This is a genomic window from Hydrotalea lipotrueae, assembly GCF_019249625.1.
Taxonomy (GTDB): domain Bacteria; phylum Bacteroidota; class Bacteroidia; order Chitinophagales; family Chitinophagaceae; genus Hydrotalea; species Hydrotalea flava.
In genome coordinates this window covers 23975-37363 of the sequence record NZ_JAESDL010000027.1, presented here as the reverse complement: position 1 = coordinate 37363, position 13389 = coordinate 23975, and the positions used below count along the sequence as shown (strand labels likewise).

General features: G+C 37.6%; 13 protein-coding genes. 3 read left to right on the top strand and 10 right to left on the bottom strand.

From position 1 onward, the window contains the following. Window positions 1-190 precede the first annotated feature (190 nt). The 7 genes from JK139_RS13555 to JK139_RS13525 all read right to left on the bottom strand — a co-directional run bounded on the left by JK139_RS13555 (window position 191) and on the right by JK139_RS13525 (window position 7500). Window positions 191-724 carry a class I SAM-dependent methyltransferase gene (locus tag JK139_RS13555; RefSeq protein ID WP_218331604.1) on the bottom strand — a complete coding sequence of 178 codons (534 nt, stop codon included), beginning with the start codon at window positions 722-724 and terminating at the stop codon, window positions 191-193. Between the two features lie 173 nt (window positions 725-897). Then, window positions 898-1353, bottom strand: a complete 456-nt coding sequence (locus JK139_RS13550) for a hypothetical protein (protein ID WP_218331602.1) — start codon at window positions 1351-1353, stop codon at window positions 898-900. Next, window positions 1343-1639 (bottom strand): nucleotidyltransferase domain-containing protein, encoded by a 297-nt coding sequence (locus JK139_RS13545; protein ID WP_218331600.1) that lies wholly within the window; start codon window positions 1637-1639, stop codon window positions 1343-1345. The genes JK139_RS13550 and JK139_RS13545 overlap by 11 nt, the downstream gene beginning before the upstream one ends. Window positions 1640-1794: 155 nt before the next feature. After that, the gene (locus JK139_RS13540; protein ID WP_218331598.1) at window positions 1795-2304 is read right to left on the bottom strand and encodes a hypothetical protein; all 510 of its coding nucleotides are present in this window, start codon (window positions 2302-2304) and stop codon (window positions 1795-1797) included. Beyond that, the gene (locus tag JK139_RS13535) at window positions 2301-3536 is read right to left on the bottom strand and encodes an AAA family ATPase (RefSeq protein ID WP_218331596.1); all 1236 of its coding nucleotides are present in this window, start codon (window positions 3534-3536) and stop codon (window positions 2301-2303) included. Before JK139_RS13535 ends, JK139_RS13540 begins: the two co-directional genes overlap by 4 nt. A gap of 368 nt (window positions 3537-3904) precedes the next feature. Beyond that, window positions 3905-5008: a Wzz/FepE/Etk N-terminal domain-containing protein gene (locus JK139_RS13530; protein ID WP_218331594.1), complete on the bottom strand. Its 1104-nt coding sequence runs from the start codon at window positions 5006-5008 to the stop codon at window positions 3905-3907. 17 nt (window positions 5009-5025) lie between these two features. Next, entirely contained in the window at window positions 5026-7500 is a 2475-nt protein-coding gene (locus JK139_RS13525) for an SLBB domain-containing protein (RefSeq protein ID WP_218331592.1), read from the bottom strand. 543 nt (window positions 7501-8043) lie between these two features. Between JK139_RS13525 and JK139_RS13520 the strand changes: the two genes are divergently transcribed. Then, window positions 8044-8592 carry an REP-associated tyrosine transposase gene (locus JK139_RS13520; protein ID WP_218331590.1) on the top strand — a complete coding sequence of 183 codons (549 nt, stop codon included), beginning with the start codon at window positions 8044-8046 and terminating at the stop codon, window positions 8590-8592. A 96-nt stretch (window positions 8593-8688) separates the two neighbouring features. On the opposite strand, the gene JK139_RS13515 is transcribed toward JK139_RS13520, so the two are convergent. Then, window positions 8689-8949 carry a hypothetical protein gene (locus JK139_RS13515; RefSeq protein ID WP_218331588.1) on the bottom strand — a complete coding sequence of 87 codons (261 nt, stop codon included), beginning with the start codon at window positions 8947-8949 and terminating at the stop codon, window positions 8689-8691. Between the two features lie 216 nt (window positions 8950-9165). Continuing rightward, window positions 9166-10623 (bottom strand): Gfo/Idh/MocA family protein, encoded by a 1458-nt coding sequence (locus JK139_RS13510; protein ID WP_218331580.1) that lies wholly within the window; start codon window positions 10621-10623, stop codon window positions 9166-9168. Window positions 10624-10836: 213 nt separating this feature from the next. Here JK139_RS13510 and JK139_RS13505 point away from each other — a divergent pair, with 213 nt between their 5' ends. Continuing rightward, window positions 10837-11013: a hypothetical protein gene (locus JK139_RS13505; RefSeq protein ID WP_218331578.1), complete on the top strand. Its 177-nt coding sequence runs from the start codon at window positions 10837-10839 to the stop codon at window positions 11011-11013. Window positions 11014-11516: 503 nt separating this feature from the next. Here JK139_RS13505 and JK139_RS13500 read toward each other — a convergent pair. After that, window positions 11517-12248, bottom strand: coding sequence for an LOG family protein (locus JK139_RS13500; RefSeq protein ID WP_218331576.1), 732 nt, complete (start codon window positions 12246-12248; stop codon window positions 11517-11519). Between the two features lie 280 nt (window positions 12249-12528). Here JK139_RS13500 and JK139_RS13495 point away from each other — a divergent pair, with 280 nt between their 5' ends. Beyond that, complete coding sequence (locus JK139_RS13495) at window positions 12529-13365, top strand: hypothetical protein (protein WP_218331567.1); 837 nt, start codon at window positions 12529-12531, stop codon at window positions 13363-13365. Window positions 13366-13389 lie beyond the last annotated feature (24 nt).

The following is a 13389-nucleotide window of genomic DNA, read 5'->3' as shown; positions in this document are numbered from 1 at the left end:
TCAGATGTGTATAAGAGACAGGTAGAAATAATGCCAAAATTTAAAAAGCCAACCCTTTTAATCAGAAATGGAGTTAGTAACAATTGGAAAATAAAATTATTTAACTGATAAAATCCTATACTTAGAAAATTTTTAATCAGTCTAAATTTTTCTTTAGTTAAATTGATCATAGAGATATTTTAATATTAACTCATTTTCTCAATTTTACAACTAAATTGACTGCTGGAAAAATACGCGAAAAGAAAGTATTCTCATAGATATCTAAAACAGAAATATTTAAATTAAAAATTATAAAAAAAGGAAAATTGTAAATTATCTTCTTACTGTATGTTAATTTTATTTCCTCGATACTTTTAAATGAAAAATCAAAATAATAATTCCTATCAAAGCGAGATTTTTCTGTAAAAAAATAAAAAGTTCTCACAGAAAATCTATTTCGGTGAGTCGGGTCAGCATAATTATTTGCAGAGGTAAAATGTGGAACACGAATCTCGATTATACCATCTTTCTTAATTATTCGGTTTAATTCCTTCATTAAACCAATGAAATTATCAACATGCTCAAGTACATCTTGACATAGTATATAATCAAATTCATTTTCTGCAAATGGCAATGGCAGTTTATTTACATCATGTACGATATCCACTCCATTTAGCTTATGCATATCTAGATTAATGTATCCTTCTCTTATATCTAACCCACAGCCCAAATTTAATTTTTTCATATAAATATTTTATTATAAATTTTTCATCTAAAAATTATAACCAACTATTTGTTATTGTTTAATTCATTTCAACCCCTGTATCAGTGATACCGATAAAAAGTCTTTAAAAATATTTTTTTTGAATAACCTTGTTATAACTATCAATCCAATTTTGTTTTAGCTGCTAAAAAATATTACAACCAGCCATTTTGAACCATATAGTTTTTACTGGTTTGAATGTTTTCCAGTAAAAAAGGCAATACCCTGTTTACTTCCACAAAAATTTTTCTTTGCGATAAGGGAATGTAATCATGTGCAATTTCATTTCTAAATACCCTTATTTCTAACAACACATTTGCATTGGCTATAAAACCTAATTTTGATCCTAACTCTAAGGTTTCCCTAAATGAATTGGTGGCATAGCCTTCCATTACTGCAATATTTCGAATAATTTTTTTTAAATACATATCTGAGAGCCTTGCAAACCGTGCTGTATACGCTTCAATATGCTCCAACGCTTCAGGGGTATATGCTTCAACAGGCATTTCAATTAAATCTTTACATTTCTGTATAGAATATTCCATTTGCTGCATGGCTTCTTCCAGCAAAGCAAAATCTGCTCTTAACAACGCTAACTGTTTATTCAACATACGCTTTCAAATTAATGGCGCTTGGCTGCACCACTTGCCAAAAAGGCATTGTTGCATCATCCACCACTAAAATATCTAATTTTAAACCTTCCAATACATCATACAGGTTCATCTGTATGGCTACTTTATCTTTTATGGCGATGTTATCACTCACGATGGCTATGTCTATATCACCCCCTTTCAATGCATCATTTACCCGGCTGCCATATAAATAAACGGCAGCAGCCGCATCAATGGCATTCACCTGCTGTACAATGGCTTTTGCCTGTTGTTGGGTAATTCGCATTTTATCTACTTAATTTATTTTTTCTATCTTTTATTCAACAATTTTAAATCACTAAGCGCAAAATTAATAGACTATGCTAAAGCTACATGATATATCCTATTTCAATTTAACCACTTTTGTTGCATAGCATTAATAGAAATGGTAATCTGTGCTTATTATTCCAGTTTTATCCTTGCTTCGATTCTTAAAATATATCCTGTATCCATAAAAAACTTTTCCATTCGCTCTTTTTGGCTTGTTTTAAATTTTGGATGTTCACGGTTTGAAATGTATGCTTTCTTATGTTTAAAGTTGGCGGCCATTTGCGAATTTTCAAAATGCGTGATGGTAGATTTTAATTGTGGAACTGCATCTTCTACCCATGCATTCCCTTTTGCTCCCCTATCCTTTAGTTCTACAAATATTACCGTTAATTTGTAAGTGAGCATCCCATCGCACCGTTTATCCATTTTTCCATCTGCCCTTTTCAATACAATACAATTGTCAATTGCCATAAATGTGGTTAAAAAACCATTTTCATTTTCAACCACTGCTATCCATCTGGCACCATTGGTTTCATCAATATAAGCAGGATTATGTGCCGGATGGGGCTCATCACATAGTCCAAATTTTTTTTTAACGGAGTATGATTTGCATTTTTCTACCTGAAACGCATCAACCATCATATCTGTTGCTGTATTTCTAAAAGTTGGGCAAATAATTCATTACTTTCTTCCAGCTTTTTATTGAGCTCATTATTGTCAGATGGCAGCCCGTTTTGAGTTTCCAGTTTTTTGATGGATCCATCCATTTCATTTAATTCATATATTGCGAGATCATCACCCTTTAATGTAGCTTTTATGGGAACAATTTTATTCAACCTCTCCTGGGTTATTGCCTCTTTTAAGTTGTTTTTTATGAAATGCGCCTTTACAGCAAGTGTTAAATAATTAATTAAATAAGGACTATGGGTAGTAATAATTAACTTATTACCTTTATTCATATTGTTAAATTCTAACAGGCTGTAAAGCATTTTTTGTTGAGATAAAGGGTATAGGTTTTGTTCAGGCTCTTCAACAATGTTAATAAAAGCTGTTTTGTTGAACTTAGATGACAAAACAGATAACGCAATTCTTTTTTGTTCATCAGTTAAACTATCATTTTTCCAAATTTCTTCAACTCCTTTTTTAAATCTTTGCATTTCTTCACTGCTCATGGGTTCTTTATTTGATTCACTTTGTTTTTTTACCGAATGAGCCAGATAGTGTGAAACCAAATACAAAGGAACAAGTGATTGAAAACCACTTGAAGCCTCCGTTAATTTTAACTTATAGCCTTCGCCTTTTAAATTTAATGTATTATTTAACTTATCATATTCAATTTCAGTTTTGTTAACAGGCAGTGTAAGTAACCCTTTTAAATCTTCCTTAGCATTATCAAATTCGGTTAAAAATTCCTTTAGTGAAGCGGAAGAAAGTTTTAATTCTTTTGGAGTTTTTACATAAGCAATGAAGTTTCTCTCTGCCGGAACATACATAATTTGTGGCAGTGGATAAGCATTATTCCTTACTTCTTCAATGGAAACAGTTCCATTTTGATAATTAATATTAAAAGCATCTCCTCTATATTCAATAATACTATGATCTATTCCATTAATTTTGAAATAGTTTTCTAAACGGTGATAATTAAGGAATTGGTTTTTTAACTTGTTTTTTCTTTCCAGCCATTTTTTATTATAATCACCTCTAACCAATGCTTTTTCAATCCAGCTAAATGTTGATATTAGTTTTGCAACAGTACTTTTCCCTGATCCCTGGTTCCCTATAAAAACTGTTACTTTTTTAATATCAAGCCAACCCTCATCTTCCTTATAACCCTCTTTTATTGGCCCAAAATTTTTTATTCGTATTTTACTCATTTTCAAAAACGCAATTAATTATTAAAGTAAAGTTACTTTAATCGTACCCTAACTTTCTAAAATTCTACAGTTTTGTTAGCTAAAGAAAGGTATTTTGAGTTCAACTGTGTTATTAAAATATCTGGTTGCGGATACAATGCTTCAAAAAAGCCATTATTTTATCCTCTATTAAAAAATATCTACCGGAAGCTTAGAAAATAAATGATATGCACTAATTACCATGATAGAATTTAAAGTTCATAATGTATGTGTATATATAAATAGTATTTTATGGCTTCGCCACCCTCACTCCCATTACGAGCGTGCAGCCTCTATAAAAACTTCTATTGAACAAAATATATTTTTAAAACCACTCCGTTTCAACCCTGCTATGATATTCCTGGATGTGTTTTTGCTGCCTCTGCTATTGCCCAACCCTTTTGCATATACCGGTAAAAAGCATATAGCATGCCAATAAAAATCCCTCCTATCAATCCTATTACTAATACAATACTTAAATGCTTCTTCCCATCCTCTAACGGTGCATGGGGCATATCTAATACCTCAATTACGGGGGTTTGTAACATTAAGGTGGTACGTACGGTTTCTAAATTCTTTACTACTTCGGTGTACAGGGTGGCCAATACAGTACGGTCGCGGGAGGCTAATTCGGTTGGTACCAATAATGATTTTAACGCCGGATTGGCATCGTTAATTTGCATGCCGGCTACCTGGTAGCTTTTGTTGTTCAATAAGGCCAACAGGGAATCAGCCTTTTGCTGCAGGCGGTTTACATTGGCGGCCGATACCGAGGTTTTGATATCAATATACAAATCGCTGGCTTCTCTTACCATGCGCTGTACCAATAGCAACGAAAAATCGGGGTTAATGGAAGTGGCATTAATGGTTATGATGGAACCTTTTTTATTGAGCCGGCTCACCGATACATATTTCTTCGTAACCAATTTATACACTTCGTGCAGCACACTATCCTGCAACAAGCTCATGCTGTTACGTCCGTTTACCCGGTAAAAGTTAATGGTATCCAAACCCGGTTTCTTATGCCAGGCTTTTTTTAGTTTCGTAAAATCTAAAAACAGGTCGGTTAATGTAGGGCTGTCGGGCCGGGTACTGTCTACCTTGCTTAACAATACATGCTCTACAATACGGCGGGAGGTTAAAATGTCGAGAATATTATCGCCTGCAAAAATACTACCGCCACCGGTTAAACTACCCACATCAAACCCAAACTGTGAGGCCAGTCCGGCTAAGCCACCGCCGCCGGGCGATTTTTCTTCTAATATAAAGGTTTCTTCTGCCTGGTAAGCCGGTTTTTGCAGGTAATAATACAATACACCACCGCCAATGCCCAATACAGCAGCTATTAACAGCCATACCCATTGCTGCCGCAGGTAGCGCAAAAAGGCTTTTACCTGTTGCAGTATATCGGCCAGACTATAATATTCTTCTTGTGGTTCGGTTGTTTGTGTCATACACCGTTGCGGCTTGCTTATTTTTTAATTAAATATACCAACGATACAATTAATCCGGCAATAGAGGCAAAGGCAGCACCGGTACTGGCAATTTCGTTAGCCGATGTGCGCTTGCGGATGGGTACATACACTTCTGCCCCCGGTTTAATGGCCGGATAGGTTTTAAAAAACAGAAAGTGTTTGGTACTCCGTATCTCTCCATTGGGATAAATTACATAACTTCTTTTACGGGAGGCATTTTGCTGATAGCCGCCCGACTGGTCAATTACTTTTCTAAAGGTTAAGCCCTTGGTGTACACCACTTTCTGCGATACATATACCCCACCAAAGGATTGTACGGTTTGCAATTGTTTGGGTACTTTAATTACATCCCCTTCTTCTAACAGTAAATTATATACAGAACCTGGGTTGTTCAATGCCTCCCCTAAACGGATACCTACCTGCTTTTTGGCTTCGGTAATGGAAGCTTCTAACTGGCTTTTTTGGGTACTGTCGGTTAAAAGGGCTGCACCATTAGCATCAGTAGTGTTTAAAGCATTACCGCTTTGGGCCTCTAAGGCATTCAGTTTATTATTAATCAGCGTACTATCTGCCGCTGTTTGCTGCTGGTAAGTATTGCGGATGAGGATGGCCCCGGATGGATAGGCATCTTCTTTTAAACCACCGGCTCTTTTAATTACATCACTCAACCGTTCGGTATTGGCTGATACGGTGTATTGGCCGGGATAGAGTACTTCGCCCTGTACATCCACGGTAATCTGGTCTTTATACAATGGTGAACGGCGAACAGAAACAATATCGAAGGGTTGCAGACTGATATTATTGGCGGTATCATTGGCAAGGTTATCGTCGGTTAAATTAATTTCTTTAATAATGGCATAGGCGTTTGAATCGGCCGGATTGGTAGCGGAACGGATACGCCTTGACACTTCAATTTGTTTTAAGCTGGCACCATCTTTTAACCCGCCGGCCATTAAAATTAAATCTTCTACTTTCATATTTTCTGCAAAGGGATACTGAGTGGGTTTATTCACTTCGCCGGTAATGGTTACCCGGTATTTTTCCCGTACATCGGGTATGGCATAAATATGGATGGAATCTTCCCGCTGCAGCGGAATATTGTATTTACCATCCATTACATCCTGCACATTAAAATTCAGGAGCAAAGGCTGGTAATCTTTATCTAACCGGCGGATAACGGCACGGTTTACATACGCATCTTCTCTGGGCTGCACCGCTTTTACCAATTGTTGCAGGGTAGGCATATCGTTTAAGCCATAAGTGCCGGGATGGTACACCGCACCGCTTACCAATACCCTGTTGGCATACAGGTTGGCAATACTATCTACCAATATGGCATCGCCCGATACCAATTTGAATTGTTGGAACTGATTGGCAGGTATGGTTAACATTTCGCGGTTGGCAGTGCCAAAACGTTGTATGCGTACCCTGGCTTTATAGGCAATATCAGCAAAACCACCACTGTATTGCAATACTGTAGAAAGATTATCTGCTGCACCCAGCTCATAAATGGCGGGCTTTTTAATGGCACCTTTAATGGCTACCCGCAATTGATAAGGGGCCACACTAATTACATCGCCATCCTGTAACAAGGCATTTTTAGATAAATCGCCTTTCAGGAGAAAATCATAAAAATCGAAGGCAGTTACCTGTTTGCCATTGCGCATGAGGCTGATGTGCCGCAAACTACCAATTTTATTTGGCCCTCCGGAAACATACAGGGCATTGGCAATGGTTGCAAGGGAAGGCAGTGAATAAGTACCCGGACGGGCAATTTCGCCAATCATGGTTACTTTAATACTTCTAATTTGCCCCAGGGTTACCTGTACAGAGGTATTGCCGGCGGCAATGCCGGGATATATTTTTAATAAAGCACCTTTTATTTTTTTGGTAGCCTCCTCAATGGTTAACCCCATTACTTTTAAAGGGCCGAGATTGGGGTAACGAATATACCCATCGGGGGTTACCTGTAATTTTTTGGTATTTTCAGAATAACCATAAATATCAATCACCAATTCATCGCCGGCACCCAGCACATAATTGGCGGGGGTGGGTATGTTTAAATTAGGTTCGAAGGTGAGGTTATCTTGCGAGAATAAGTCGGCTCCAAATATTTGTAAGCCCATGGCAGAATCGCGATACCCTGGGCCGATAGTGGGTATACGGTTGCGTTTGCTGCTAATATTGCCGCTGCTGTTGCCACTGCCGGTGGTAGCACCAAGGTTCAGTGCCTGAATACGTTGTTTAAGGGTAGCAATTTGATCGTCAGATAAACCTTTTGCACGGGCTTTGGCTACCAGATCGGCTTCACTTAAACCGGACAAATTGGCTTGTTGTACATATTGAATGAGTTGTTGGTCGGTTAATTGATTGATATCAACAGGCAATTGTGCACGGGATAAGAGGGTAAGCAATGCGAAACCCATCATCAGGCAAAAACGAAGCAAGAAGGTTTTGTATGAATGCACCATGCGGGCAGTATTAAGTTTCGTTATAATGAGCGCAAATATAAGGATGTTTGTATTAAACTAAAACAGAATAATTTGGTGTGGTGAAATTTTGGTTTTGCTAAAAATTGGGGATGGGAGTTGGGTAGCAAATGCTACAAAAAAAACGGCGTAGTTGAAAATATACGCCGAGATACGTTTATAAATTTGTAGCTTTTGCTACATCTACAATTCTGCTTTTAAATAATGATTATCCGTAGCCAATGCTACAAAAAAATTCGGCGTAGTTGAAAACATACGCCGAGATGCCATCAATAACAACATAGCTACATTAATAAAAGAAAATACTGGGCGTATGGCTGTGCCTACGCCCTGCTTTTTTGTAGCATCCGCTACACTCAACCAATGATGAAAAAATGATTTCCCGTAGCCAATGCTACAAAAAAAAATCGGCGTAGTTGAAAACATACGCCGAGTTACGGCTTAACTTGTACAAATAATACTGCTATTATAGTGTAAATAGAATAATACAACAATAATGTAATTTTAATAAAACATTTATTATTTATGCCTGATAGTTATGTAATAAAAGACCAAAGTGGCGTTTATTTTGTAACCTTTCAAGTAGTTGCCTGGATAGATGTATTTACCAGAAAAAGGTATTGCGATATAGTAATTGATTCTTTAAATTTCTGCATCGAACAAAAATGTTTAAATGTACATGCCTGGTGTATAATGAGCAATCATGTGCATTGCATATTATCCAGTTCCAATAACACACTATCAAATACTATCCGGGATTTTAAACGCCACACCAGTAAGCAAATTCTTCATTCAATACAAGAAGAGGTAGAAAGCAGACGAATCTGGATGTTATTTCAATTTAAACATGCAGCGCAACAACATGTAAGAAATACTAATTATCAACTTTGGACACATGAAAATCATGCGATATATATGGATCCACATATTAAAGACATGTACACTACAAAATTATCCTACATACATCAAAATCCAGTTAATGCAGGGTTAGTTGAAAATGCAGAGGATTATTTACTGAGCAGTGCAAGAGATTATATTGGCAGACAAGGATTAATAAAAGTTAATTTTATATGAATTCAGATTAAACAGCTGTTTTAAATATTAACTGAATAATCGTAGCGGATGCTACAAAAAAAAACGGCGTAGTTGAAAACATACGCCGAGATGCTTTTAAAACCACATAGCTGAAAAAATAAACGAATTCACTGGGCGTATGGCTGCGCCTACACCCTGCTTTTTTGTAGCATCCGCTACACTCAACCAATGATGATAAAATGATTTCCCGTAGCCAATGCTACATAAAAAATTCGGCGTAGTTGAAAACATACGCCGAGATGCCATCAATAACAACATAGCTACATTAATAAAAGAAAATACTGGGCGTATGGCTGTGCCTACGCCCTGCTTTTTTGTAGCATCCGCTACACTCAACCAATGATGATAAAATGATTTCCCGTAGCCAATGCTACATAAAAATTCGGCGTAGTTGAAAACATACGCCGAGATACATTTATAAATTTATAGCTTTTGCTACATCTACAATTCTGCTTTAAAAAAATGATTATCCATAGCCAATGCTACAAAAAATCGGCGTAGCTGAAAAACTACGCCGTTGTGCATATATACGATTAGGTTAACTTTCGTTGCTTACAAATGATAGCCATTTTGGTAATTCCGTTTTACAAATGCATTGGCAGCATCAAAATTGGTTACCCGCATATTCGCGCCATCCCATTGCAATTGAATATTTCGGCCGGGATAAATAAAGCTATTGGGATTCTTGGGATTGGGCTCCTGAATATTGTAACTTCTAATGGCTAAATTTCCCATAATCACAATTTCTGTTAAGGGACCGGCTAAATCGAAGTTAGAGCTTAGTTCTTTCTGTTCTTTACTGCCATAACCGGCAATACAGGCTTCTACCCAGGCGGCATAATGGCCATTGGCACTGCCAGGAACCCTAGCAATGGTTTGTGGCACATGTACTTCTTCATTTCGGGATAGAGGCAATAATTTAGGATTTTCAGCATAGGTGGAAGCCATCATTTTCCCCTTACTGCCTACAAATAAAATGGCATTGCCGCCATCGCCAAATACATCATTTGGCCCCAGCTCTTCCGGACGGTCGGGTTGTATGCCGCCATCCATCCAATGCAATTTAACGGTGCGGCCATTGACGTTGAACGTTAAGGTAATATGTGAAGCAATAGGACCACTTTCCGGATGAAAGGATCTTGTCCATGGCTTGGTGTATTGTGTAGCCACACTACATTCTGCGGCGGTAGGATAACCCAAACCCAGCACACGGAATGGCGCTTCCATTAAATGGCAACCCATATCGCCCAATGCACCGGTACCATAATCCCACCAACCGCGCCAGTTAAAAGGCAACAGGCCATCCACATATTCTTTTAGGGGAGCTGTACCCTGCCATAATTTCCAATCTAATCCGGCAGGTATATTTGGATCAGGAGCGGGCCAGCCCATACCCTGTGGCCATACGGGACGGTCGGTAAAACAATATACGGTATCTACTTCACCAATAATGCCGGCATTGTACCATTCTCTTAACTGCCGAACACCATCACCGGAAGCACCCTGGTTACCCATTTGTGTTACCACTTTATATTGATGGGCGGCTTTGGTCATGGTACGGGCTTCATAAATATCGTGCGCCATGGGTTTTTGCACATACACATGTTTGTGCAATTGCATGGCAGCCATGGCTATTACCGCATGCATATGGTCGGGGGTAGATACAGATACCGCATCAATGCTATTGTGCATTTTATCGAGCATTTCCCGATAGTCTTTATAATAAGCTGCTTTAGGATAACGGGCACGGCTTGTCTTTGCCATACGGTCATCTACATCGCATAAACCCACAATATTGGCTTTGCCGCTTTGGTAAAAATTCCATAAATCGCTTTCGCCTTTTCCGCCTATCCCAATACCGGCAACATTCAGTTTATCGCTAGGCGCAATAAAGCCTTTGCCTAAAACATGGCGCGGAACAATATAGAAGCCGGTAGCGGCTAATGCAGTGTTGCGTAAAAAATTGCGGCGGGAATGGTTGGTTGTAGCATCGTTCGATTTCTTTTTCATACGGTTGTGTTGATTGATATGGATAAATATGCTTTACACTATTTTGTACAGGCAATAAGGATGAAACTACCAGCGATTGCAGGCCCCATTCCTCTATGCACTTCTTAAAAAATTAGCGCAATGAATGTAGTGATTAATCAAGAATATAAAAAAAGAATTGGGTAAATGGCCATCTGTTTTGTTAGCCGATGAATGTGCAGGAAATGGGAGGAAATGGCGGTCTGTATTCGGTTTGCAACGGGCGAATCTATTTTTTCGCATCAACCTGTTATTAACGAAGCAATGATTTTTTTTGATGAATATCAATTGAAGGTGAAGTGGGATGTGGTGTATGCAGCTGTAATTAAGTATCCCTCGCCGGCCCATTCATCACGCTGTGGTAAGATGTAACATTTTTTGAAGGGTGTAACTAAAAATAGTTAGCCTATTTAATTTGTTATGATGATGCATTGGTTTGTATACCGCAGCATCCAGGAATGGATGGTTTTGGATAAATAGCTTAAAATAACAATAAAAGTAAATCCATCTACCCAAATAAACTACACACAACATTACAGTGCATTGCATATATTTTAAAACGGATTAGCCCCGAAAGCACATTTTGTAATTAATTAAAAGAATGGATGTAAACCTGTCTACTGGCCAGACAAAAGAAATGGGGTTTCCTAAAAACCGGTTAGAAGAAGCACTATGGAAATCAGTATTGTTTACAATGATTAATTTTTTAAATAATTTTATATTTTTTATAATGTAAAAAGCATACAAAAATACAACCACTGCTATAAAAATTGCCTTTACAATTTTTTTAATTTTTTTAAGGAAGCTGAATCCGGGAATAAATTAAATGGTTGCATGAATGATTAAAAAACAGAGGTATTAGTAAAACCTGTACCCTATTTTGTTTCCAATAACCACCAGAAACGCTTTCTGGGCTTTAGCACATAGTTTTTACGGATATAAGTTTTAATATGGTTCATGGCTTCGTCGTAATCATCTGTAAACAGTACCAAATCCATATCACTACGTGTAATGGTACCCTGCTCAGCCATTTCTTCTATAAAATCCATTAATGGTTTATAAAATTCTTTCCCAAATATTACAATTGGAAACTGAGTAATGGTGCGGGTTTGCACTAAGGTAAGGGTTTCAAAAAATTCATCCATGGTACCAAAACCACCCGGCATAATAATAAATGCATACGAATATTTTACCATCATTACTTTTCGGGAAAAAAAATGATTGAACGTAATTGAGGTATGCACATAGGGATTGGGTTTTTGTTCAAAAGGCAGTTTAATATTGCAACCCACCGACTGACCGCCATTTTCAAAAGCGCCTTTATTAGCGGCTTCCATTGTGCCCGGTCCGCCACCTGTCATGGTAGTAAAACCCATTTTGGCAATTCGTTTCCCAAATTCTTCTGCTGCCAGATAGTATGGATGATTGGGTTTAAACCTTGCGCTTCCAAATACCGTAATACAGGGGCCTACAAAATGCAATACCCGAAAACTATTCAAAAACTCTATGAATACACGCCATGCAAATTTCAATTCATGTACTCGGGGCTTAGAACCCTCTAAATAAAAATTCTGTGTGGCCGGAATAATTCTTTCGCTTGTCTTCATAATAATCCACTTAAAACATTTCCTGATGAAAGCCCTGCGCCTTTGTCTATTATTTCAATAGAATAAAGCATGCGGGGTAAGGTTTACATTTCAAATTACGGTAATTAATGAATTGAAATCAAAAAATTGCAGGTTAACATTTACACAATACTTTTGCGGGCAATTTCATATACCCTATTGGTAAACCCATGAAGGAAATAGCACTATCAACCATACAAACCATCGGGGGAGTTGAATAGACAGGTTAAACAGCAGGCAATCAAAATATAAAATACAAACTATGAAGCGTAAGTTAAGAGCAATGGCCATGGTATTCATTTATGTAGCAGGCAGCATGCACTTTGTAAAAGCACAAACAACAGGAACAACAAAACACAAAAAAAATAGAAAAGGAGAATTTTATTTTTCGTGGGGTTATAACAAAGAGTGGTACACCCACAGCAACATTAAAGTAGTACAACCGGCATTAGGTAACGATTATACTTTCAAAGCCGTAAAAGCACACGACCATATTGGTTGGGATGAAGGTATTTTGCGCATTCCTATTTCCATTCCGCAATACAATTACCGCCTGGGTTTTTTAATTAACAGAAAAAAAGATTTGTTTTTTGAAATCAACTTCGACCACACCAAATATATTTTTGCCGACCAGAATGCACATATTACGGGCAAATTGAATAACCGGCAGGTAGATACTACGGTTGCCTTTAATGAACCCAATGGCTTTGCCTATTATTTAAATAATGGTGCTAATTTTTTATTGTTTAATTTAGTAAAACGCTGGCATATTTACCAAACGGGTGATGGCAATTTAAAAATAGATGCCTTGGGCAAAGGTGGCATTGGTCCTGTTATTCCGCATGTACAAAATATGTTGTTTGGGCAAAATAACGATGCCGGCTTTCAGTTGGGTGGGTGGAATATGGGTTTTGAAGGCGCCGTGCGTGCTACCTTTTTTAAATATGCTTATTTAGAATTTGCCAACAAGGTTGATTATGCACGTTACAGCAATTTAAAAGTGTATGAAGGCCGTGCCAAACAAGCTTTTGGAACCTATGAGCTGGTGTTAAGTTTGGGTTTTACTTTCCCCACAGGCAAAGTAATTCAAGTAAATTAATACAATAACCGCTATACTACATTC

Coding starts and splice junctions, on each gene's coding strand:
- JK139_RS13555 (WP_218331604.1), bottom strand. CDS start 724: ATGAAAAAATTAAATTTGGGCTGTGGGTTAGATATAAGAGAAGGATAC.
- JK139_RS13550 (WP_218331602.1), bottom strand. CDS start 1,353: ATGTTGAATAAACAGTTAGCGTTGTTAAGAGCAGATTTTGCTTTGCTG.
- JK139_RS13545 (WP_218331600.1), bottom strand. CDS start 1,639: ATGCGAATTACCCAACAACAGGCAAAAGCCATTGTACAGCAGGTGAAT.
- JK139_RS13540 (WP_218331598.1), bottom strand. CDS start 2,304: ATGATGGTTGATGCGTTTCAGGTAGAAAAATGCAAATCATACTCCGTT.
- JK139_RS13535 (WP_218331596.1), bottom strand. CDS start 3,536: ATGAGTAAAATACGAATAAAAAATTTTGGGCCAATAAAAGAGGGTTAT.
- JK139_RS13530 (WP_218331594.1), bottom strand. CDS start 5,008: ATGACACAAACAACCGAACCACAAGAAGAATATTATAGTCTGGCCGAT.
- JK139_RS13525 (WP_218331592.1), bottom strand. CDS start 7,500: ATGGTGCATTCATACAAAACCTTCTTGCTTCGTTTTTGCCTGATGATG.
- JK139_RS13520 (WP_218331590.1), top strand. CDS start 8,044: ATGCCTGATAGTTATGTAATAAAAGACCAAAGTGGCGTTTATTTTGTA.
- JK139_RS13510 (WP_218331580.1), bottom strand. CDS start 10,623: ATGAAAAAGAAATCGAACGATGCTACAACCAACCATTCCCGCCGCAAT.
- JK139_RS13505 (WP_218331578.1), top strand. CDS start 10,837: ATGGCGGTCTGTATTCGGTTTGCAACGGGCGAATCTATTTTTTCGCAT.
- JK139_RS13500 (WP_218331576.1), bottom strand. CDS start 12,248: ATGAAGACAAGCGAAAGAATTATTCCGGCCACACAGAATTTTTATTTA.
- JK139_RS13495 (WP_218331567.1), top strand. CDS start 12,529: ATGAAGCGTAAGTTAAGAGCAATGGCCATGGTATTCATTTATGTAGCA.